This window comes from Serratia sp. LACPHL-BACT-2024-00286 (genome assembly GCF_043109535.1).
GTDB lineage: Bacteria > Pseudomonadota > Gammaproteobacteria > Enterobacterales > Enterobacteriaceae > Serratia > Serratia sarumanii.
Window position 1 is genome coordinate 447,259 of the sequence record NZ_JBICNA010000002.1, and the last position, 20,059, is coordinate 467,317.

The 20,059-nt window shown below is 57.3% G+C and carries 18 protein-coding genes; 12 read left to right on the forward strand and 6 right to left on the reverse strand.

Annotation, left to right across the window (positions count from 1 at the left end; translation table 11 throughout):
- Nucleotides 1-122: 122 nt before the first annotated feature.
- Together tig and bolA are read right to left on the reverse strand one after the other, a co-directional pair.
- Entirely contained in the window at nt 123-1,427 is a 1,305-nt protein-coding gene (tig, locus tag ACF8MC_RS08730; RefSeq protein ID WP_004940358.1) for a trigger factor, read from the reverse strand.
- 367 nt (nt 1,428-1,794) lie between these two features.
- Nucleotides 1,795-2,109: a transcriptional regulator BolA gene (bolA, locus tag ACF8MC_RS08735; protein ID WP_004940361.1), complete on the reverse strand. Its 315-nt coding sequence runs from the start codon at nt 2,107-2,109 to the stop codon at nt 1,795-1,797.
- Between the two features lie 314 nt (nt 2,110-2,423).
- Here bolA and ACF8MC_RS08740 point away from each other — a divergent pair, with 314 nt between their 5' ends.
- The 8 genes from ACF8MC_RS08740 to ACF8MC_RS08775 all read left to right on the forward strand — a co-directional run bounded on the left by ACF8MC_RS08740 (nt 2,424) and on the right by ACF8MC_RS08775 (nt 11,331).
- Nucleotides 2,424-3,002 (forward strand): lipoprotein, encoded by a 579-nt coding sequence (locus ACF8MC_RS08740; protein WP_033634001.1) that lies wholly within the window; start codon nt 2,424-2,426, stop codon nt 3,000-3,002.
- A gap of 51 nt (nt 3,003-3,053) precedes the next feature.
- Nucleotides 3,054-4,532: a muropeptide MFS transporter AmpG gene (gene ampG, locus ACF8MC_RS08745; RefSeq protein ID WP_033637314.1), complete on the forward strand. Its 1,479-nt coding sequence runs from the start codon at nt 3,054-3,056 to the stop codon at nt 4,530-4,532.
- A gap of 440 nt (nt 4,533-4,972) precedes the next feature.
- A complete protein-coding gene (cyoA, locus tag ACF8MC_RS08750) occupies nt 4,973-5,923 on the forward strand; it encodes a cytochrome o ubiquinol oxidase subunit II (protein WP_025301763.1) in 951 nt (316 codons plus the stop codon).
- Between the two features lie 3 nt (nt 5,924-5,926).
- Nucleotides 5,927-7,918 carry a cytochrome o ubiquinol oxidase subunit I gene (cyoB, locus tag ACF8MC_RS08755; protein WP_033637313.1) on the forward strand — a complete coding sequence of 664 codons (1,992 nt, stop codon included), beginning with the start codon at nt 5,927-5,929 and terminating at the stop codon, nt 7,916-7,918.
- On the forward strand, nt 7,908-8,522 hold the full coding sequence (locus ACF8MC_RS08760) for a cytochrome o ubiquinol oxidase subunit III (RefSeq protein ID WP_004940367.1): 615 nt from the start codon (nt 7,908-7,910) through the stop codon (nt 8,520-8,522). Before cyoB ends, ACF8MC_RS08760 begins: the two co-directional genes overlap by 11 nt.
- A complete protein-coding gene (locus ACF8MC_RS08765; RefSeq protein ID WP_004940369.1) occupies nt 8,522-8,860 on the forward strand; it encodes a cytochrome o ubiquinol oxidase subunit IV in 339 nt (112 codons plus the stop codon). Before ACF8MC_RS08760 ends, ACF8MC_RS08765 begins: the two co-directional genes overlap by 1 nt.
- A 17-nt stretch (nt 8,861-8,877) precedes the next feature.
- The gene (gene cyoE, locus ACF8MC_RS08770; RefSeq protein WP_025301761.1) at nt 8,878-9,768 is read left to right on the forward strand and encodes a heme o synthase; all 891 of its coding nucleotides are present in this window, start codon (nt 8,878-8,880) and stop codon (nt 9,766-9,768) included.
- Nucleotides 9,769-9,966: 198 nt separating this feature from the next.
- The gene (locus ACF8MC_RS08775) at nt 9,967-11,331 is read left to right on the forward strand and encodes an MFS transporter (protein ID WP_164105046.1); all 1,365 of its coding nucleotides are present in this window, start codon (nt 9,967-9,969) and stop codon (nt 11,329-11,331) included.
- A gap of 34 nt (nt 11,332-11,365) precedes the next feature.
- Here the strand turns inward: ACF8MC_RS08775 and ACF8MC_RS08780 are convergent, their stop codons facing one another.
- Entirely contained in the window at nt 11,366-11,857 is a 492-nt protein-coding gene (locus tag ACF8MC_RS08780; protein WP_033637310.1) for a YajQ family cyclic di-GMP-binding protein, read from the reverse strand.
- Nucleotides 11,858-12,039: 182 nt separating this feature from the next.
- Here ACF8MC_RS08780 and panE point away from each other — a divergent pair, with 182 nt between their 5' ends.
- Both panE and yajL read left to right on the forward strand, forming a co-directional pair.
- Nucleotides 12,040-12,951, forward strand: a complete 912-nt coding sequence (gene panE / locus ACF8MC_RS08785; protein ID WP_033637309.1) for a 2-dehydropantoate 2-reductase — start codon at nt 12,040-12,042, stop codon at nt 12,949-12,951.
- A complete protein-coding gene (gene yajL, locus ACF8MC_RS08790; protein WP_033637308.1) occupies nt 12,914-13,516 on the forward strand; it encodes a protein deglycase YajL in 603 nt (200 codons plus the stop codon). Before panE ends, yajL begins: the two co-directional genes overlap by 38 nt.
- Nucleotides 13,517-13,562: 46 nt before the next feature.
- On the opposite strand, the gene ACF8MC_RS08795 is transcribed toward yajL, so the two are convergent.
- The 3 genes from ACF8MC_RS08795 to thiI all read right to left on the reverse strand — a co-directional run bounded on the left by ACF8MC_RS08795 (nt 13,563) and on the right by thiI (nt 18,697).
- Nucleotides 13,563-15,179, reverse strand: a complete 1,617-nt coding sequence (locus tag ACF8MC_RS08795) for a ShlB/FhaC/HecB family hemolysin secretion/activation protein (protein ID WP_033637307.1) — start codon at nt 15,177-15,179, stop codon at nt 13,563-13,565.
- A gap of 44 nt (nt 15,180-15,223) precedes the next feature.
- Entirely contained in the window at nt 15,224-16,801 is a 1,578-nt protein-coding gene (locus ACF8MC_RS08800; RefSeq protein WP_164105047.1) for a filamentous hemagglutinin N-terminal domain-containing protein, read from the reverse strand.
- 447 nt (nt 16,802-17,248) lie between these two features.
- The gene (gene thiI / locus ACF8MC_RS08805; protein ID WP_164105048.1) at nt 17,249-18,697 is read right to left on the reverse strand and encodes a tRNA uracil 4-sulfurtransferase ThiI; all 1,449 of its coding nucleotides are present in this window, start codon (nt 18,695-18,697) and stop codon (nt 17,249-17,251) included.
- A gap of 160 nt (nt 18,698-18,857) precedes the next feature.
- On the opposite strand from thiI, the gene xseB reads away from it, so the two are divergent.
- Together xseB and ispA are read left to right on the forward strand one after the other, a co-directional pair.
- Nucleotides 18,858-19,121 carry an exodeoxyribonuclease VII small subunit gene (gene xseB, locus ACF8MC_RS08810; RefSeq protein ID WP_033642062.1) on the forward strand — a complete coding sequence of 88 codons (264 nt, stop codon included), beginning with the start codon at nt 18,858-18,860 and terminating at the stop codon, nt 19,119-19,121.
- 5 nt (nt 19,122-19,126) lie between these two features.
- Nucleotides 19,127-20,047: a (2E,6E)-farnesyl diphosphate synthase gene (ispA, locus tag ACF8MC_RS08815; protein WP_025301754.1), complete on the forward strand. Its 921-nt coding sequence runs from the start codon at nt 19,127-19,129 to the stop codon at nt 20,045-20,047.
- Nucleotides 20,048-20,059 lie beyond the last annotated feature (12 nt).

Consider the following 20,059-nt stretch of genomic DNA (forward strand, 5'->3'; position numbering starts at 1 on the left):
GAGATTAATCAGCAACGTGGCAAAAAGAAAAGCCCGCAACCTGAGGTTGCGGGCTTTTTCATCGTGCGCCGGTTCGCCAGGCGAAACCGGGGGCGCCGTTCATGGCGCCCGGCACGCCGGCATTACGCCTGTTGAGTCTGGTTCATCAGCTCGCTGAAGGTAGTGGCTTTTTCAGTCACTTTCGCTTTTGCCAGCAGGGCTTCAACCGCTTGCTCTTCCAGAGCCACGTTGCGCATGTTGTTCATCAGCTCTTTGTTTTTGCTGTAGAACTCGATGACTTCGCTCGGATCTTCGTAGGCAGAAGCCATTTCTTCGATCAGCGTCTTCACGCGGTCTTCGTCAGCTTTCAGGTCGTTGGTGCTGATCACTTCGCCCAGCAGCAGGCCAACCACTACGCGGCGTTTCGCTTGCTCTTCGAACAGCTCGCGTGGCAGTTCCAGCGCTTGCTTCTCGTTGCCGCCGAAACGCTGTGCAGCCTGACGACGCAGTACGTCGATTTCGCCGTCGATCAGGGCAGCTGGCACGTCGATTTCGTTCGCGCTCACCAGGCCGTCGATCGCCTGAGACTTGATGCGGTTACGCACGGCGCCTTTCAGCTCGCGCTCCATGTTCTTGCGAACTTCGGTGCGCAGGCCGGCAACGGAACCGTCCGCCACGCCGAAACGCTTGATGAACTCTTCGGTCAGCTCCGGCAGTTCGCGCTCTTCAACTTTCTTCAGCACGATAGCGAATTTGGCCGCTTTGCCCTTCAGATTTTCCGCGTGGTAATCTTCCGGGAAGTTCACGTCGATGGAGAACTCTTCGCCCGCTTTGTGACCGACCAGGCCTTCTTCGAAGCCTGGGATCATGCGGCCCTGGCCCATTGCCAGTACGAAGTCGGACGCTTTGCCGCCTTCGAACTCTTCACCGTCGATAGAACCGGTGAAGTCAACGGTCACGCGATCTTCAGCTTCCGCTGCGCGATCGGTTTCTTTCCAAGTCGCCTGCTGCTTGCGCAGGGTATCCAGCATCGCGTCGACGTCTTCGTCGTTCACTTCAACCACAGGTTTTTCAACTTCGATGTTTTCCAGGCCTTTCAGCTCAACTTCTGGATACACTTCGAATTCAACGGCGAAAGTGAAGTCTTCACCTTCTTTGTACTCGCCCGGCACGTAGTTTGGTGCGCCGGCCGGATTAATCTTTTCTTTGATGATCGCGTCAACGAAGCTGCGCTGCATCGCTTCGCCCAGCACGTCCTGACGAACAGAGGCGCCGTAACGCTGTTCCACGATGTTCATCGGCACTTTGCCTTTGCGGAAGCCGTCGATACGCACGCTTTTCGCTGCGTTGATCAGCTCTTTCTTCACCGCCTGCTTGATAGTATCAGCCGGTACAGTAATAGAGAGACGGCGCCCAAGGCCTTGAGTGGTTTCTACTGAAACTTGCATCTTGTTACCTCAAAAAAATCACAGTGCTCGGTCAACTCCGTTCCAAGAACCAGGACGGCTACAAATAAGAACCGAGTTCCCTGATGACAGAAGCGTCCCGAAACCATTCCGGAAAAATAAGACGCGACATTATAGCGGCGCATGCATGGCGAGTCGAGGAAAGCTAGGCGGCGCAGGCGCGCTAAAACTCACACTTTTGCCGATTCGATCGCCAAAAGGCCGCCAAAACAGCCCGAACGTTGGCCACATTGCGCATCGGCCGTGTCGTCGTCAAAAACAGAAACGGCCCGCAGGCCGTTTCAAAATTCGTCAGTAGTAATACCCTAATTCAAGGGCAAAGTTCCACTGATACCTGAAAATTTCCCCCTCAGGCCAGCGTCCCGGCGCCGCGACACGGCGGCGAGGCCGGTACGGTATCCTGCAACCCTTCCCACTCTTTGAGCGTGTAGGTGTGCAGCGCCAGCGCGTGTACGCCGTCCGCCAGCTCCTCCGACAGCACGCCGTAGATGGAGCGGTGGCGCGTCAAAAAACGTTCGCCGACGAAGCGATCGCTGACCAATACCACTTTGAAATGGCTTTCTGAACCCGCCGGAACGTTATGACGATAGCTTTCATCAACGACTTCCAGATACGCGGGCTCAAACGCCGCCCTTAACTTTGCTTCTATTTGCTCGCGAATCATAGGATCTCCTTACAACACCGGCAGAGGACCGTGCCCATCTAGTTCAATATTAGCCGGTTTCCCCCCGTTTAGACCATCGCCGGGACAAATTTCTCTTTTCTGCGGTCAAATGATGAGCGTCATCCCCGCCGCTTGGGGGATTATCCGATTGAGCGGGCCAAAAAAGCGTGTTTTTATCAACGGCAGGTAAAAATTTGTCACTCAGGCGCCTTCCGCGCTTCCACCGCACGGCGGCGATGCTATGATGTCGGCAATTTGTTGTCGGCTATCCCGCTCTGATTATTGCTAAATCCATCGAGAATGAGACAGAAAACATGTTAAAGAAACTTTGTCTTCCTTTGCTGGCCGCCCTGCTGCTGGCCGGCTGCGCGACCAGCAGCAACACCCTGAACGTCACGCCGAAAATCGTTCTGCCGCAGCAGGATCCTACCCTGCAGGGCATCACCGTCAGCATCAACGGCGCGGATCAGCGCACCGATCAGGCGTTGGCCAAAGTGAACCGCGACGGCCAGCTGGTCACGCTGACGCCATCGCGCGATCTGCGTTTCCTGCTGCAGGAAGTGCTGGAGAAACAGATGGGCGCTCGCGGCTACATGATCGGCGCCGACGGCCCGGTGGCGCTGCAAATCGTCGTCAATAATCTGTACGCGGACGTCTCCGAAGGCAACCTGCGCTACAACATCACCACCAAAGCCGACATCTCGATCATCGCCCAGGCGAAGAACGGCAACAAGCAGGTGAAGAATTACCGCTCGACCTATAACGTGCAGGGCGCCTTCACGGCCACCAACGAGAAGATCACCGACGCCGTCAACTCCGTGCTGGGCGACGTGATCGCCGATATGGCCCAGGACACCAGCGTCAACGACTTTATCAAGCAAAACGCGCGTTAATCGCCGCGCCTTGTGCCGCCCGGCGGATCGGGCGGCGCAGACAGGGAACTCATGTCGAAACACTATCTGAACATTTTCACCCAGCGTAACTCCGCCATTCTGCTGCTGCTGGGCTTCGCGTCGGGTCTGCCGCTGGCATTGACCTCCGGCACGCTGCAAGCCTGGATGACCGTCGAAAATATCGATCTGAAAACCATCGGCATCTTCTCGCTGGTGGGCCAGGCCTACGTCTTCAAATTCCTCTGGTCGCCGTTCATGGACCGCTATACCCCGCCGTTCCTCGGGCGGCGGCGCGGTTGGCTGCTGGTCAGCCAGCTGCTGCTGGTGGCGGCGATCGTGGCGATGGGCTTTATGCAGCCCGCGCAGCACCTGTGGTGGCTGGCGGCGTTGGCGGTGCTGGTGGCGTTCTGCTCCGCCTCGCAAGATATCGTGTTCGACGCCTACAAGACCGATCTGCTGAAAGCCGAAGAGCGCGGGGCGGGCGCGGCGATCTCGGTGCTGGGTTACCGGCTGGCGATGCTGGTTTCCGGCGGCCTGGCGCTGTGGCTGGCGGATCGCTATTTCGGCTGGCAAGCCACCTACTGGCTGATGGCCGGATTGATGCTGATCGGCGTGGCCGCCACGCTGCTGGCGCCGGAGCCGGACGAAAGCATCCCGGCGCCGCGCACCATGGAACAGGCGGTCGTCGCGCCGCTGCGCGATTTCTTCGGCCGCAACAACGCCTGGCTGATCCTGCTGCTGATCGTGATGTACAAAATGGGCGACGCCTTCGCCGGCAGTCTGAGCACCACGTTCCTGATCCGCGGCGTGGGGTTCGACGCCGGTGAAGTCGGGCTGGTCAACAAAACCCTCGGCCTGTTCGCCACCATCGTCGGCGCCCTGTTCGGCGGTGTGCTGATGCAGCGTCTCAGCCTGTTCCGCGCGCTGATGCTGTTCGGCGTCCTGCAGGCGGTCTCCAACCTCGGGTATTGGATCCTGGCGGTGACCGACAAGAGCCTGCTCACCATGGGCAGCGCCATCTTCCTTGAAAACCTGTGTGGCGGCATGGGCACCGCGGCCTTCGTGGCGCTGCTGATGACGCTGTGCAACCGTTCGTTCTCCGCCACCCAGTTCGCGCTGCTGTCGGCGCTGTCCGCCGTGGGGCGCGTCTATGTCGGCCCGATCGCCGGCTGGTTCGTCGAAGCCCACGGCTGGCCGTTGTTCTACCTGTTCTCTATCGCCGCCGCCCTGCCCGGCTTGCTGCTGCTCGGCATCTGCCGTCAGACGCTGGAGCACACCCAGCAGCATGGCGACTTCATGCCGCGCACCGAGTTTTCAGAATATTACCGTTGGGCGCTGCGCCTGCTGACGCTAGGCTGTTCGCTGTTGGGCCTGTGGTTGCTGTTGCTGATCGCCAATGCGCTGGACTGGACGCAGGCACCGCTGCTGGCCGATCGGCTGCTGCAGATCGGCGCCGCGCTGAGCCTGCTCGGCGTCGCGATGGGCAGCGCGCTGGATTACCTCGCCCTTCGCCGCACCCGTTTGGCATAATCTGACCGGCCGGCGATTTCGCCGGCCGAAAAAAAAGCGATCCGGGGGTATATTTATTTCGGTAAAAAAAGATAATCGGCGCGAAAATTATTTTTTTATCCGACTGCCGCACTCGGAAATAAAATTAAATTCACCTTTAAGACACAATTATTTTACATTAAATAAACCTTTTCTGCGTATTTTCCTGCCGCGCATTTCTTCGCCAAATTCATCATACCTTTAGTTTTCCTTAACATACGGGCTGCTCGTCACGATTCAGCGTGCCAACGCGTTGTTGTCATTAGTAAATTGTCACGCAGGGTTACATCTGTGACCCCCTTAACAGAAAGTGTCAACAAGCCGCTGACACTCCCTTAAGCATGTTTACAGTACTGCAACCTTCCCGTAAAATGCCCGCACACATGAAACGACAATTGAGCCTTTGTTATTGAGGTCGTTAGATGAGACTTAAGAAATACAATAAAAGTATTGGGATGCTGTCATTAATCGCAGCCACTGTATTGCTCAGTGGTTGCGATATGGTTTTGATGAATCCCAAAGGAGCAATTGGTGTTGAGCAACGGACACTGATTATCACTGCAATCGCGTTGATGTTGATCGTGGTGGTGCCAGTTATCTTCATGGCGTTCGCCTTTGCCTGGAAGTATCGCGCTTCCAACAAAGACGCCAAGTACAGTCCGAACTGGGCCCACTCCAACAAGATCGAAGCGGTCGTCTGGACCATTCCTATCATTATCATCGCCATCCTTGGCACCATTACCTGGAAGACCACCCACGAACTCGACCCGTTCAAGCCGATTGTCACCGACAAGAAGCCGATGACGATCGAAGTGGTGTCGCTCGACTGGAAATGGCTGTTCATCTACCCGGAACAAGGCATTGCGACCGTTAATGAGCTGGCTTTCCCGAAAGATGTTCCAGTCGAATTCAAGATCACCTCTAACTCGGTAATGAACTCGTTCTTTATCCCGCAGTTGGGTGGACAGATTTATGCGATGGCCGGCATGCAGACCAAACTGCACCTGATCGGCAACGAAGCCGGTGCCTACAAAGGCATCTCCAGCAGCTACAGCGGCGCAGGCTTCTCCGGTATGAAATTCACCGCGATCGTTACCCCGACCGAAGGCGACTTCGATCAGTGGGTGGCCAAGGTGAAGGCATCGTCTAAAAACCTGAACACCACCGACGACTTTAACAAACTGGCAGAGCCGAGTGAAAACAACCCGGTTGAGTACTTTGCCGCTGTCAAACCGAATTTGTTCAAAGAAACAATTGCCAAATTCATGGGCGACATGGATATGCACAAGGGCGCTGGCGCGCACGAAGGCATGGACATGAGCCAAGGTATGGACATGGGTGAACATGCTGCTCACGCCGGAGCCGAGGAATAACTGATGTTGGGAAAATTAACACTTGATGCGGTTCCCTACCACGAACCGATCATCATGGTCACCGTAGCCGCAATTATTGTCGGGGGCCTGGCAGTGCTGGCGCTGCTGACATATTTCGGCAAATGGAAGTGGTTGTGGAGCGAATGGCTGACTTCGGTCGACCATAAAAAAATTGGTATCATGTACATCATCGTGGCGATGGTCATGCTGCTGCGCGGCTTCGCCGACGCCATCATGATGCGTAGCCAGCAGGCGTTGGCGTCCGCCGGCGAAGCCGGGTTCCTGCCGCCGCACCACTACGACCAGATCTTCACCGCGCACGGCGTTATCATGATCTTCTTCATGGCGATGCCTTTCGTGGTCGGCCTGATGAACGTCGTGGTGCCGCTGCAAATCGGTGCGCGCGACGTCGCCTTCCCGTTCCTGAACTCCCTGAGCTTCTGGTTCTTCGTGGTGGGCGTTGTGCTGATCAACATCTCCCTGGGGGTCGGTGAGTTCGCTCAGACCGGTTGGCTGGCGTATCCGCCGCTGTCGGGTAAAGAGTACAGTCCTGGCGTCGGGGTCGATTACTGGATCTGGAGTCTGCAGATTTCCGGTCTGGGTACCCTGCTGACCGGCGTGAACTTCTTCGCCACCATTCTGAAGATGCGTGCCCCAGGCATGCCTATGATGAAGATGCCGGTGTTCACCTGGGCGGCGCTGTGTACCAACGTCCTGATCATCGTTTCTTTCCCAATTCTGACCGTCACCATCGCGCTGCTGACCCTGGATCGCTATCTGGGCACCCATTTCTTCACCAATGATATGGGCGGCAACATGATGATGTACATCAACCTGATTTGGGCCTGGGGTCACCCAGAGGTGTATATCCTGGTTCTGCCGGTGTTCGGCGTGTTCTCCGAAGTCACCGCGACCTTCTCCAGAAAACGCCTGTTCGGCTATACCTCACTGGTATGGGCAACCATCGCGATCACCGTTCTGTCGTTCATCGTCTGGCTGCACCACTTCTTTACCATGGGGTCCGGCGCGAACGTTAACGCCTTCTTCGGTATCGCCACCATGATCATTTCCATCCCGACCGGGGTGAAAATCTTCAACTGGCTGTTCACCATGTATCAGGGCCGTATCAAGCTCAACTCCGCGATGCTGTGGACCGTTGGCTTCATCATCACCTTCTCCGTAGGTGGTATGACCGGCGTTCTGCTGGCGGTGCCGGGCGCGAACTTCGTGCTGCACAACAGCCTGTTCCTGATCGCTCACTTCCACAACGTCATCATCGGCGGCGTAGTGTTCGGTTGCTTCGCGGGCCTGACTTACTGGTTCCCGAAATCCTTCGGCTTCACGCTGAACGAAAAATGGGGCATCCGCGCGTTCTGGTTCTGGATCATCGGCTTCTTCACCGCCTTCATGCCGCTGTACGCATTGGGCTTTATGGGCATGACCCGTCGTATCAGCCAGAACATCAACCCTGAGTTCCACCCTCTGCTGCTGGTTGCAGCCGGCGGTGCGGCGCTGATCGCCTGCGGCATCCTGTGCCAGCTGATCCAGATCTTCGTCAGTATCCGTGACCGCGAACAGAACCGCGATCTGACCGGTGACCCATGGGGTGCTCGTACTCTGGAGTGGTCAACTTCGTCTCCACCGCCGTTCTATAACTTTGCCGTAGTGCCGCAGATTCATGACCGTGATGAATTCTGGGACATGAAAGAAAAAGGCGAAGCGTATAAGAAACCGGCTAAATACGAACCGATTCATATGCCTAAGAACACCGGCGCCGGCGTGATCATCGCCTTCTTCAGCCTGGTATTCGGTTTCGCAATGATTTGGGAAATCTGGTGGATGGCTCTGGCCGGCTTCATCGGTATGATCGTTGTCTGGATCGGCAAGAGCTTCGATCACGATGTTGACTACTATGTGCAGGTTGATGAAATCGAGCGCATTGAGAACCAACACTACGAACAAATCCGTAAAGCAGGCGTGAACCATGTCAACTGAAACTCTGACCAATCATAACGCAGCCCATGCAGAGCATGGGCACCACGACGCGGGAGAGACCAAAGTCTTCGGATTCTGGATCTACCTGATGAGCGACTGTATTTTGTTTGCGAGCTTGTTCGCGACTTATGCAGTCCTGGTGAACGGGACCGCTGGCGGTCCCTCAGGTAAAGACATCTTCGACCTGAAGTTTGTCCTGGTCGAAACTTTCCTGCTGTTGTTCAGCTCCATCACCTACGGCATGGCGATGATCGCCATGAACAAGGGTAAAGTTGGCGGTGTAAACACCTGGCTGTTCCTGACCTTCCTGTTTGGTCTGGGCTTCGTGGCGATGGAAATCTATGAATTCCATCATCTGATCGCCGAAGGCTTCGGTCCGGATCGCAGCGCGTTCCTGTCCAGCTTCTTCGCACTGGTCGGCACCCACGGTCTGCACGTAACTTCCGGCCTGATTTGGATCATCGTGCTGATGATTCAGGTGAGCAAGTTCGGCCTGACCGCGACCAACAAAACCCGCCTGATGTGCCTGAGCTTGTTCTGGCACTTCCTGGACGTGGTCTGGATCTGCGTATTTACCGTTGTCTACCTGTTGGGGGTTATGTAATGAGCCATTCATCCCATGAAACCTCTCACGGCGGCGCAAGCCACGGCAGCGTGAAGTCATACCTGATCGGCTTTATCCTGTCGATCATCCTGACGGTAATTCCATTTGCGATGGTAATGAACGGCACTGCCTCTCATTCCACCATCCTGGCGGTTGTTGTCGGCATGGCGGTTATCCAGGTGATTGTTCACCTGGTTTACTTCCTGCACATGAACACCTCATCGGAAGAGCGCTGGAACCTGGTGGCATTGCTGTTCACCGCTATGATCATCGGTATCGTTGTTGTAGGTTCACTCTGGATTATGTACAACCTCAACATCAATATGATGGTCGATTAAGAGCTGAGCTGCACGTGATGATTAAGCAATACCTGCAAGTCACTAAACCAGGAATTATTTTCGGCAATTTAATTTCTGTCGTTGGGGGATTCCTGCTCGCTTCCAAAGGGAGCATCGACTATCCCCTGTTTCTCGCCACCCTGGTGGGTGTCTCGTTGGTGGTCGCGTCGGGCTGTGTGTTTAATAACTACATCGACCGCGACATCGACAAGAAAATGGAGAGAACGAAGAATCGGGTGCTGGTAAAAGGCCTGATCGCGCCGAGTGTCACCCTGGTTTATGCGACCGCTTTGGGTATTGTGGGCTTCGCGTTGCTGTATATCGCGGCCAACCCGCTGGCCATGTGGCTGGCGGTGATGGGCTTCGTGGTTTATGTCGGCGTTTACAGCCTGTACATGAAACGCCACTCGGTCTACGGCACGCTGATCGGCAGCCTGTCGGGCGCCGCGCCGCCGGTTATCGGCTACTGCGCGGTAACCAACGAGTTCGACGCCGGGGCGTTGATCCTGCTGGCTATCTTTAGCCTGTGGCAGATGCCGCATTCTTATGCGATCGCTATCTTCCGCTTTAAAGATTACCAGGCGGCCAACATTCCGGTGCTGCCGGTGGTGAAAGGCATTTCCGTCGCCAAGAACCACATCACGGTCTACATCCTGGCGTTTATGATTGCCACGCTGATGCTGACCCTGGTGGGCTACGCCGGCTACAAATACCTGATCGTCGCTGCGGCGGTGAGCGTATGGTGGCTGGGCATGGCGCTACGCGGTTACAAAACCGAAAACGACAGCGTCTGGGCGCGTAAACTGTTCGTGTTCTCCATCGTCGCCATCACCTCGCTGAGCGTGATGATGTCGATCGACTTCAGCGCCACGGCGGCGCCTGAAGCGCTGGTGACCTACGTTTGGTAAGCCAAATCATCTGTGAATGGGCCGCTTTTGCGGCCCATTTTATTTGTCACGCCGAAAAGCGGCCGAACTGTAATATCTGTTAAACAACATTCGATTTACCCCCCCTGCCCTGCACACTAAAATGACGCAGCTTTACAGAAATCATGCCATCAGGCGCTGTCTCAACGTCTGATGGCATGGTTTTTACCGAGGTTTGATGTGAACGATAATTCAATGACCCCGCAGGAGCGCCGCGCCACCTGGGGATTGGGCACCGTATTCTCCCTGCGCATGCTCGGCATGTTTATGGTACTGCCGGTGCTGACCACCTACGGCATGGCGCTCAACGGCGCCAGCGAAGCGCTGATCGGCATCGCCATCGGCATCTACGGCCTGGCGCAGGCGGTGTTTCAAATCCCGTTCGGCCTGGTGTCCGATCGCATCGGCCGCAAACCGCTGATCGTCGGCGGCCTGCTGATCTTTGCCCTCGGCAGCGTGATCGCCGCCGCTACCGACTCGATCTGGGGCGTGATCCTCGGCCGCGCGCTGCAAGGCTCCGGCGCCATCGCCGCCGCGGTCATGGCGCTGCTCTCCGATCTGACCCGCGAGCAGAACCGCACCAAGGCGATGGCGTTTATCGGCGTCAGCTTCGGCATCACCTTTGCGATCGCCATGGTATTGGGCCCTATCATCACCCACGCCTTAGGCCTGCATGCGCTGTTCTGGATGATCGCCGTACTGGCACTGGCCGGCATCGTCATCACCCTGGCAGTAGTGCCTTCCGCCGACACTCACCTGCTGAACCGCGAGTCCAGCATCGTGCGCGGCAGCTTCCGCAAGGTGCTGAGCAACTCGCGCCTGCTGAAGCTCAACTTCGGCATCATGTGCCTGCATATCCTGCTGATGTCGAGCTTCGTGGCGCTGCCGCTGGCGATGGAAAAAGCCGGGCTGGCGGCCAGCGAGCACTGGATCGTCTACCTAGTCACCATGCTGGTATCGTTCGCCGCCGTGGTGCCTTTCATCATCTATGCCGAAAAATATCGCCGCATGAAGCAGGTGTTTATGGGCTGCGTGGCGGTGCTGTTCTGCGCCGAAGTGCTGCTGTGGCTCTCCGGCGCGCACCTGTGGGGCATCATCGCCGGCGTGCAGCTGTTCTTCATGGCCTTCAACGTGATGGAAGCCATTCTGCCTTCGCTGATCAGCAAAGAGTCACCGGCCGGCTACAAGGGCACCGCGATGGGAGTCTACTCCACCAGCCAGTTTATCGGCGTGGCGATCGGCGGCAGCCTCGGCGGCTGGCTATACGGATTGCAGGGCGCAGGGCTGGTGTTTATCGCCGGCGCCGTGTTGGCCGCGATCTGGTTCCTGGTCAGCAGCACCATGAAAGAGCCGCCGTATGTCAGCAGCCTGCGCATTACGCTGTCGGAACTGGCGGTAAAGGATTCGGCGCTGGAAAGCCGCCTGAAGGCGCAGCCCGGCGTGGCCGAAGCGATCGTGGTGCCGGAAGAGCGCAGCGCCTACGTCAAGGTGGATACCAAGCAGACCAATCGCGGTCAGTTGGAAGCGCTGGTCAATTCGCTGTAAAGAAACGGGGCCGGCAATGCCGGCCCCGTAGAGATTAATCGCGGAAGTTCTTGAACTGGAACGGCTGCCCCAGATCGCCGCCGCGCACCAGCGCCATCACGCTCTGCAAATCGTCGCGTGACTTGCCGGTCACCCGCACTTCTTCGCCCTGGATCTGCGCCTGCACCTTCAGCTTGCTGTCTTTGATCAGCTTGACGATTTTCTTCGCCACAGAGGTTTCAATCCCCTGCTTCAGCTTGGCTTCCACGCTGTAGGTTTTACCGCTGTGGGTAAACTCTTCCGGGATCTCCAGCGCAGCGCCGTCGATGCTGCGCTTGCTCAGCTTTTCGCGCAGAATGTCGAGCAGCTGCTGTACCTGGAAATCAGACTCGCTGGCAACCTTGATGCTTTGGTCTTTCTCGTTTAACTCAAAGCTGGCCGGCACGTTGCGAAAATCCCAGCGGGTGCCGAGATCGCGGGTGGCGTTCTCAACGGCGTTACGCACTTCCTGCATATCAATTTCGGAAACGATGTCGAAAGATGGCATACTTCTTCCTCCTGAATGAGTGCCTAATAGCTTAGGCGATTTTGATGCCGAGCATGATAACCGCTTTGCCGCCTCAGACAAAATCTGCTGAACGCACGCAGGGATAGCGCTTCGGGCTGCCATAAAGCCTATAGTTAATTCACGGTAATTGAGCGGTATTCCCGTGTTTCCAAGGAGACTGAATGAAAATAACCATTCTTGGTTGCGGCGCGCTCGGACAACTGTGGCTCTCCCGGCTGTATCAGCAGGGCCACGATGTGCAGGGATGGCTAAGAGTGCCTCAGCCTTTTTGCGCCGTGAACGTGATAGAGCCGGAAGGCGTCTCGTTCAATCGCAATTTGCCCACCAACGATCCGCAGCACCTCGCGCAGAGCGAGCTGCTGCTGGTGACGCTGAAAGCCTGGCAGGTATCCAGCGCGGTCAGCGCGCTGCTGCCGAAGCTGAACCCCCAGTGCGCCATTTTGCTGCTGCACAACGGCATGGGCACCCAGGAGGAGCTGCCGCCGAACGGCCAGCCGATCCTGCAGGGCACCACCACCCACGCCGCGCGCCACGAAGGCAGCACCATTATTCACGTCGCCACCGGCATCACCCACATTGGCCCCACCTCGCCGGCCGCCCAACACCTCAGCCACCTGGCGGAAGTGCTGCATCAGGCGCTGCCCGACGTCGCCTGGCACAACAACATCGCCTCGGCCAACTGGCGCAAGCTGGCGGTCAACTGCGTGATCAACCCGCTGACGGCGCTGTACGGCTGCCGCAACGGCGATCTGCAGCGCTACCCGGAGCAGATCGAAACGCTGTGCCGTGAAGTCGCCAGCGTGATGGCGATGGAGGGCTACCACACCTCCTGCGAAGGCCTGATGCAATACGTGATGGACGTGATCCACAGCACCGCCGACAACGTTTCGTCGATGCTGCAGGATATCCGCAGCCAGCGGCACACCGAGATCGACTACATCACCGGTTACCTGCTGCGCCGCGCGCGCAGCCACGGCCTCACGCTGCCGGAGAATGCGCGGCTGTTTGAACTGATTAAACGAAAGGAAAATGAATATGAGCGTATCGGCGCTGGTCTGCCTGGCACCTGGTAGCGAAGAAATCGAAGCCGTCACCACCCTCGATCTGCTGGTGCGGGCGGGCGTAAAAGTCACTACCGCCAGCGTTGCCGGCGACGGCGAGCTGACTATCGTCTGTTCGCGCGGCGTCAAGCTGCTGGCCGACGCGCCGCTGGTGGCGATCGTCGATGAGCCGTTCGACGCCATCGTGCTGCCCGGCGGCCTGAAAGGCGCAGAATGCTTCCGCGACAGCCCGCTGCTGGTGGAAAAGGTGCGGCAGATGCATCTGCAGGGCAATATCGTCGCCGCCATCTGCGCGGCACCGGCGCTGGTGCTGCAGCATCACGATCTGTTCCCGGTCGGCAACATGACCGGCTTCCCGGGCCTGAAAGACCAGATACCGGCGGATAAATGGATGGAGCGCCGCGTGGTGTACGACGCGCGCGTCAACCTGCTCACCAGCCAGGGGCCGGGCACCGCGATGGAGTTCGCGCTGAAGCTGATAGACCTGCTGCTCGGCAAGGCCAAGGCGGCGGAGATCGCCGCGCAGCTGGTGCTGATCCCCGGGATGTACGATTATCGCGACAGTGAAGAAAACTGAATCAGCGATCGTAAACACGGGGCGCAGATCCGCGCCCCGTATCGCGTCAAAAACTGAGCTGGCTGGAGAAGCCCAAAACCAGACGCTCACTCGGCAGCGCGCCGGGTTTGATCACCGGCGTGCCGGCGAAAATGTCCGCAGCAAAACGCCCCTGATTCACCTGTAGGCCAATGACGCTCCCCGCCAACTGGCCGCCTTCCCCCTGTTGTTTGGCCAACTGCCCGTAGTCGAATCCAATATAGGGTTGCAGCATGTCACGTTCCAACGTCAGCGTATTGCGCAGATACCCTCCGCTGCTGCCGATCGATTTGCTGTCGCCGCTAAACCCGCGCACCGTAGAACGGTCGCCGATAAACGACTTATCCTGGATCGGCTGTGCGGCGCTCGCCCATTGCCCCGATAACTCCCCGAGATAACGCAGACGATGACCAAATGCATTGAAGGGTTTCAGCATACTGCCGCCCGCTCGCAGCTGCTGTTCGGCATGTGAACTCCCCTTCCCGACGCCGGCAAGGGCGTCGGCGGTCAGCGCGATTTGCGCACGGGTGCCATAATAAAGATGGCTGACGCCCAGCTTCAGGCTGGTTAGCCGTGCGCTCTGCAAGGCAATCTCCGTGTCATTGAGGTAATAGCGGTAATGGCGTTGCAGCAGTTGCGCATTCAACGACGTTTTCTCATTCATCCCGCGCGCCAACGTATAGTCAGCCTGCAGCCCCCAATACTGCGAACGGCCGTTATAGCGATAATCGGTGAAGTTGCCGGCGAAAGTCTGGTGATAGCGGCTGTCTCCGCCCAACGCGCTGAAGCGCCAGTATCCCCAAGGCAAGCTATAGTACAGGGCGCGGCTTTCATTGCCTTTGCCCGGCGGCGCCAGAATGCTGCGCGCCATCGACAGGTAAAAAACGTCGCCCAAGGCGGTCAGATTATCGAGATACAGCGCGCCGCCGGTCTGATAACGCCCCGTAGAACGAACGCCGGCGTCATCCGCCCAGGCGGTAAAACGCCAATATTTATCCTGTTGGCGCAGGATCTCGATATCGCTTTCGCCAGCTCGTTCGCCCGGAGCAATGCGGATATCGCTGATGACGCCCGGTATCCCCCCCATGTTCTCCAGCCCTTGCTCGATGCTACGCAAATTCAGCACATCGCCGGCCGCAATGGGAAAAAGCGCATCGGGGCGGAAATAGGCGCTGCTGCCCGCCTGCATTTTCAGCTGACCAATGCGGCCATAATGCACACGAACCTTCAGTATCCCTGCCGGTACCTCTTGAACGTCGAGCTGCACCCGCGAAGTGATATAGCCTTGCGCTATCAGCGCGTTTTGCAGCTTTTTGCGCAACCTCGCCAACCCTTTCTCCCCCATACAGCGGCCACGGGCCGTATGCGCCAACTGTTTGAAAGCCGTGAGGCGTAGCGGCGCCGTCGCCGTTTCGACTTTATCGATCATCCAACACGGAGATTCGCTGATAAATATGTCCGCTTGCGCGTTTTGCTCCGGCTGCGGCGACAAAACAGGAGGGGTGGACGGTAACAGTTTGCGTTGCGTATCGCCGATGAGGCTTTCCTGGCTAACGCGTTGTTTGACCGGCGCCGGCGTGGCTTCAGCGCGGCTGCAACAGCTGAACAGCACGCCCAGACAAAGAATAAGACATTCCCTTTTCATGCTCTCTCATCCATTCCCCCACCCTTGGGTGGGGGAAACGTTTGTCACATCCAATAAGACCAACCGTAAGGCCAGCCGAAACCGCCGTATCCCCAACCCCAGCTATTCGCGGGCTTGTTGATGTCGCGGCCGTTGTTGGTGACCGCGCCGGACGTGGAGCGCATCGTGCCTGAGTTGTTGAAAGAGACGCCGCGATGGCTGATATCGCCATAGGCTTCAATCCTGCCGTAGTTGCTGAAACTGGTGTCCGACAAGCTGATGGAAGAAGCGCGAGAAACGATGCTCCCGCGGTTGGTGATGGACGTTCCCTGGATCGCCGCGCCGTTTTGGGCTTCGATCACGCCATTGCCGGCGTTGAACAAGCTGGTGGCGTTGAGTTGTAAAGCCTGCGCGGATTGAATGCCGCCGGTATTGTCGACGCGGGTCGCCCGCAGTGTCAGCGCGCCGTTTTGCGTTTTGACGCTGCCGCGATTGTTCAGTTGGGTCGCATTCAGCCGCATTGCCCCGCCCTCGATGCGGCCGATATTGTCCAGCTGCGTTGCCGTCAGGGAGGCCGAACGCGCACTCACGTTCTTTTCATTTTGCAGCCGGGTAGCGCGGATGTTCAATTGCCCCTGTGAAGCGATATTTCCTTGATTGACCAGCGAGTCGGTACTGATGTCGGCGCCACCGTTTTTCGCCTGAATCTGACCGCGGTTGGCGATACCGACGGAAGCGCGAGATACGTTTTGAGCGCCGTTGCCGATTTGCACGCGTTCATCACTTCCCGCATCGGTTTGGATACTGACGATGCTGACATTGTTCAACGCGGCGCCGGCGTTGGAGCCCGCCCCATTGGCATTGCCGCTATTGACGCCTACGCCGTTTTCATTGGCGACCAGCCTAATCTTGTTGGCATACATTCCCCCCAACTCGGCGACGTCGATCAATACTTCAGGCTTATCTTTAGACGCTTCAACGCTATTGAAGCGGGATAGATCTGCCGAAACCGTTTTTTTCCCCGCCGAGACTAACAGGGCGTCCGCATGAACCGCCGCGCTGATTTCCGCCGTGCGCGCAATAACAGCCGTATAATCGACATCGCCCTTCGTCAAGCCCTCCCCCTCGACTCGAATATTGCCTTGATTAACGTGGTAGCCGTTAAAAGCGCCGTCCTTGAACTGCAAATCGGCGGTAGTTAATACGCCGTTGCGGGCATTAATAAAACCGCAACCGTTGCAGGTAATGCCGGATTTATTGGCAATGACAACATCGGCACGTTGCCCGGCGACTTCTACCATCCCCTTCAAAATACTTTTATTTACCGAATTCACTTCATTCAGAATTACCTTAGCTGCACGGCCCTCTAACTGAGCGTTCCCCGCAACGGTTCCGGCCAATGACGTATTCACGCCCGCAAGGCTGTTATTTAAAATAGCGCCCTGAGCGCCAACGTCGAACTGCGTGTAAACGTTATGCGAGACACCGTCCGCACCCGCACGATTGATATTCACCACCGGCACCTGATTGATATGGTCAACCGATGCGCCCCCCGCCTGAGGTGCTATTTGCGCCAACAGCGGCGCGCTGGGCAACAGCAACGCCGCTGCCGACAACAGCAATGTCGTCTTATTCATTTTCATTAATCGCTCTCCTTAAATAACGTTGTCCATCCCTGCCAACCATTAACTGACGTTCAGACTAATGGCGAAAAACATTAATGGCCATAGGGATATCCTCCTTTGCAATGTGCATTACCCTGATAACCATAAAATACGAATGGCTTATGCTCAGCAAAAATATAATTTGCACAGTAAGAAAAAACATGTGCAATCAAATGCCAAAACACAATTTCAATAGGGAGTCAGCAGATAAACGCCGACAGGGCTGCCAGCGTTCGATAACAATAATATCCATACCATCAAATAAAAAAATCAATAGATTTTTAATATATTGACTGAAGTGATTTTAATAAAAGGAAAAACAAGTTAAGTGTATTATTTAAAAAAAGGCGTAATAAGCAGGGTTATTTGGCGGGAAAATGCGCTTTGAAAGAAAACGGCCGGCGTCTGGCGGCGCCGGCGGATAAATTACGGACGATAAACCTTCACGTTTCTGAAGCCTTGCTCCAGCAGGTACAGCGCCTGCAGGCGGCTCATCACGCCGCGCTCGCAGTACAGCAGGTAGGTTTTGCTCTGATCCAGATCGCCAAACTGGGTGCTCAGCTTGTAGAACGGCAGCGCTTTCACTTCAACCTGTTCCAGCTGCAGCGGTTTTTCTTCCTGCTCGTCGTTGGAGCGGATATCCAGGATCACCTCGTCGGCACCGAAGGCCGCGACGGTTTCCACCTCGGTCACCTGCTCCTGCGCCTGCTCGGCGATAGAGCGGATATCGACGTTCTTCGCCTCGCTCACCACCCGGTCGAGAATGCTGAAATCGAAGTGGCTCTCTTCCTCTTCGATCTTGGCCTTGATCGCTTTCACCGTTGGGCTCTTCGAAATCACGCCGCAGTATTCCGGCATGGTTTTGGCGAAGTCTTCGGTGCCGATTTCGCGCGCCAGCTTGATGATGTGCTCTTTATCGTGCGAGATCAGCGGACGCAGGATCAGGGTATCGGACGCATTGTCGATCAAACGCAGGTTGGTCAGCGTCTGGCTGGAGACCTGCCCCAGCGCCTCGCCGGTCACCAGCGCCTGCACGCCGTAGCGTTCGGCCACTTGCGAAGCGGCGCGCACCATCATGCGCTTGAGCACCACGCCCATCTGGCCGTCGTCGACCTTCTCCAGGATCTCGCCCACCACCGGTTCGAAGTCGATAGCGACGAAGCGCACCTTGTGCGAGCTGGCAAAACGGTTCCACAGGTAGTGCGCCACCTGCTTCACGCCAATCTCGTGCGCAGCGCCGCCCAGATTAAAGAAGCAGAAGTGCACACGGCAGCCGCGGCGCATCAGCATGTAGCTGGACACGCCCGAGTCGAAACCGCCGGAAATCAGCGACAGCACGTCTTCCTGGGTGCCGACCGGATAACCGCCGATGCCTTCGAGGCGGCGTTTGACCAGCATCAGCTTGTCGTCTTCAATCTCCAGGTTTACCGTGACCTGCGGGCGGGTCAGGTTAACGCGCGCACTCTCGATATGCTGGTTCAGGCCGCCGCCGACGTAGCGCTCCACGTCCTGCGAGTTGAACGCCTGCTTGCCGCGGCGCTTGACGCGCACGCAGAAGGTTTTGCCTTCCAGCTGGGCGCGGTAGGCTTCCAGCGTCTGCTCGAAGATGTGGTGGATGTCGGTATAAGCGCGATCTTCCACTTCCAGAATATGGTGGATGCCGGGAATGCGCGTCAGGGCGTCGGCGATGGCCGGCCGCTGGTTTTCATCTTTGGCGCGAACTTCGATATGATCCCAGTGACGGACGACCGCCAGCGTTTCATCATACTGCTTCAGGACGTTGCGAATATTGGTCGAGAGAATCTTGATAAAGCGCAAGCGCACAGATTGGCTCTTGATGGTGATTTCCGGGAACAATTTAATGATAAACTTCATGGCGGTCTTTGTTGTCAGATAAGAATTACGGCGCGGAGTATATCACCATATCGCCGTGCTCTGCGCACAAAACCACACATGAGCGCCATGATTTGCTAATCAAGATCCGCTAGGATAGGCTCTGGCGCCACGGTTCACATGATGACGTAAAAAGAAAATTATGCCGAAAAAACCAGCACAATCAGCCAGTACAGAGCAAACAGCCAGCTTTGAAAGCGCCCTCGGCGAGCTGGAAAGCATCGTGACGCGTCTGGAATCAGGCGAACTGCCGCTGGAAGACGCGCTGAACGAATTCGAACGCGGCGTGCAGCTGGCGCGTCAAGGCCAGCAGAAACTGCAACAGGCGGAACAGCGTGTGCAGATACTCCTTAACGACAGCGCCGACGATGCCGCGCTGGCGCCTTTCACACCGGATACCGAGTAACCGACATGTCTGAGATCGCCCCATCGGCCGCTTTTGCCGATCAAATGCAGATTTTCCGCCAGCGCGCCGATCGCGCGCTGCTGGACTTCATCGCCCCGCTGCCGTTCAACGACGGCAACATGGTGGCGGCGATGCGTCATGGCGCCTTGCTGGGCGGCAAGCGCCTGCGCCCGTTCCTGGTCTATACCACCGGCCAGATGTTCGGCGTGTCGCTGAGCAACCTGGACGCGCCGGCGGCGGCGGTAGAATGCATTCATGCCTATTCGCTGATCCACGACGATCTGCCGGCGATGGACGACGACGATCTGCGCCGCGGCCAGCCGACCTGCCACATTAAATTCGGCGAAGCCAACGCGATCCTGGCCGGCGATGCGCTGCAAACGCTGGCGTTTTCGATCCTGGCCGATGCCGAAATGCCCGACGTGGCGCTGCGCGATCGGCTGGCGATGGTCTCCGAACTGGCGGCCGCCAGCGGCGTCGCCGGCATGTGCGGCGGCCAATCGCTGGATCTGGAAGCCGAAGGCAAGCGCGTCGATCTGCAGGCACTGGAGCAGATCCACCGCCACAAAACCGGTGCGCTGATCCGCGCGGCGGTGCGCCTGGGCGCGCTGAGCGCCGGCGAAGCCGGGCGTGCGGCGCTGCCGCAACTGGATCGTTACGCCGCTGCGGTCGGCCTGGCGTTCCAGGTGCAGGATGACATTTTGGACGTTGTCGGCGAGACTGAAAAAATCGGCAAGCGCCAGGGAGCGGACCAACAACACGGAAAGAGTACCTACCCGGCGTTACTCGGGCTTGACAGCGCGAAAGCAAAAGCGTGGGATCTCTATCAGGAAGCATTAGCTGCATTAGACACTTTGGCAGCGCAATCTTATAACACAGCGCCATTGCGAGCGTTAGCCAGCTTCATTATTGAACGCGACAATTAACGTGTGACGTTA

What these genes read in the sequence shown, in the direction of transcription:
- tig (WP_004940358.1), bottom strand. Translation starts at nt 1,427, where the DNA reads ATGCAAGTTTCAGTAGAAACCACTCAAGGCCTTGGGCGCCGTCTCTCT.
- bolA (WP_004940361.1), bottom strand. Translation starts at nt 2,109, where the DNA reads ATGATTCGCGAGCAAATAGAAGCAAAGTTAAGGGCGGCGTTTGAGCCC.
- ACF8MC_RS08740 (WP_033634001.1), top strand. Translation starts at nt 2,424, where the DNA reads ATGTTAAAGAAACTTTGTCTTCCTTTGCTGGCCGCCCTGCTGCTGGCC.
- ampG (WP_033637314.1), top strand. Translation starts at nt 3,054, where the DNA reads ATGTCGAAACACTATCTGAACATTTTCACCCAGCGTAACTCCGCCATT.
- cyoA (WP_025301763.1), top strand. Translation starts at nt 4,973, where the DNA reads ATGAGACTTAAGAAATACAATAAAAGTATTGGGATGCTGTCATTAATC.
- cyoB (WP_033637313.1), top strand. Translation starts at nt 5,927, where the DNA reads ATGTTGGGAAAATTAACACTTGATGCGGTTCCCTACCACGAACCGATC.
- ACF8MC_RS08760 (WP_004940367.1), top strand. Translation starts at nt 7,908, where the DNA reads ATGTCAACTGAAACTCTGACCAATCATAACGCAGCCCATGCAGAGCAT.
- ACF8MC_RS08765 (WP_004940369.1), top strand. Translation starts at nt 8,522, where the DNA reads ATGAGCCATTCATCCCATGAAACCTCTCACGGCGGCGCAAGCCACGGC.
- cyoE (WP_025301761.1), top strand. Translation starts at nt 8,878, where the DNA reads ATGATTAAGCAATACCTGCAAGTCACTAAACCAGGAATTATTTTCGGC.
- ACF8MC_RS08780 (WP_033637310.1), bottom strand. Translation starts at nt 11,857, where the DNA reads ATGCCATCTTTCGACATCGTTTCCGAAATTGATATGCAGGAAGTGCGT.
- panE (WP_033637309.1), top strand. Translation starts at nt 12,040, where the DNA reads ATGAAAATAACCATTCTTGGTTGCGGCGCGCTCGGACAACTGTGGCTC.
- yajL (WP_033637308.1), top strand. Translation starts at nt 12,914, where the DNA reads ATGAGCGTATCGGCGCTGGTCTGCCTGGCACCTGGTAGCGAAGAAATC.
- ACF8MC_RS08795 (WP_033637307.1), bottom strand. Translation starts at nt 15,179, where the DNA reads ATGAAAAGGGAATGTCTTATTCTTTGTCTGGGCGTGCTGTTCAGCTGT.
- ACF8MC_RS08800 (WP_164105047.1), bottom strand. Translation starts at nt 16,801, where the DNA reads ATGAAAATGAATAAGACGACATTGCTGTTGTCGGCAGCGGCGTTGCTG.
- thiI (WP_164105048.1), bottom strand. Translation starts at nt 18,697, where the DNA reads ATGAAGTTTATCATTAAATTGTTCCCGGAAATCACCATCAAGAGCCAA.
- xseB (WP_033642062.1), top strand. Translation starts at nt 18,858, where the DNA reads ATGCCGAAAAAACCAGCACAATCAGCCAGTACAGAGCAAACAGCCAGC.
- ispA (WP_025301754.1), top strand. Translation starts at nt 19,127, where the DNA reads ATGTCTGAGATCGCCCCATCGGCCGCTTTTGCCGATCAAATGCAGATT.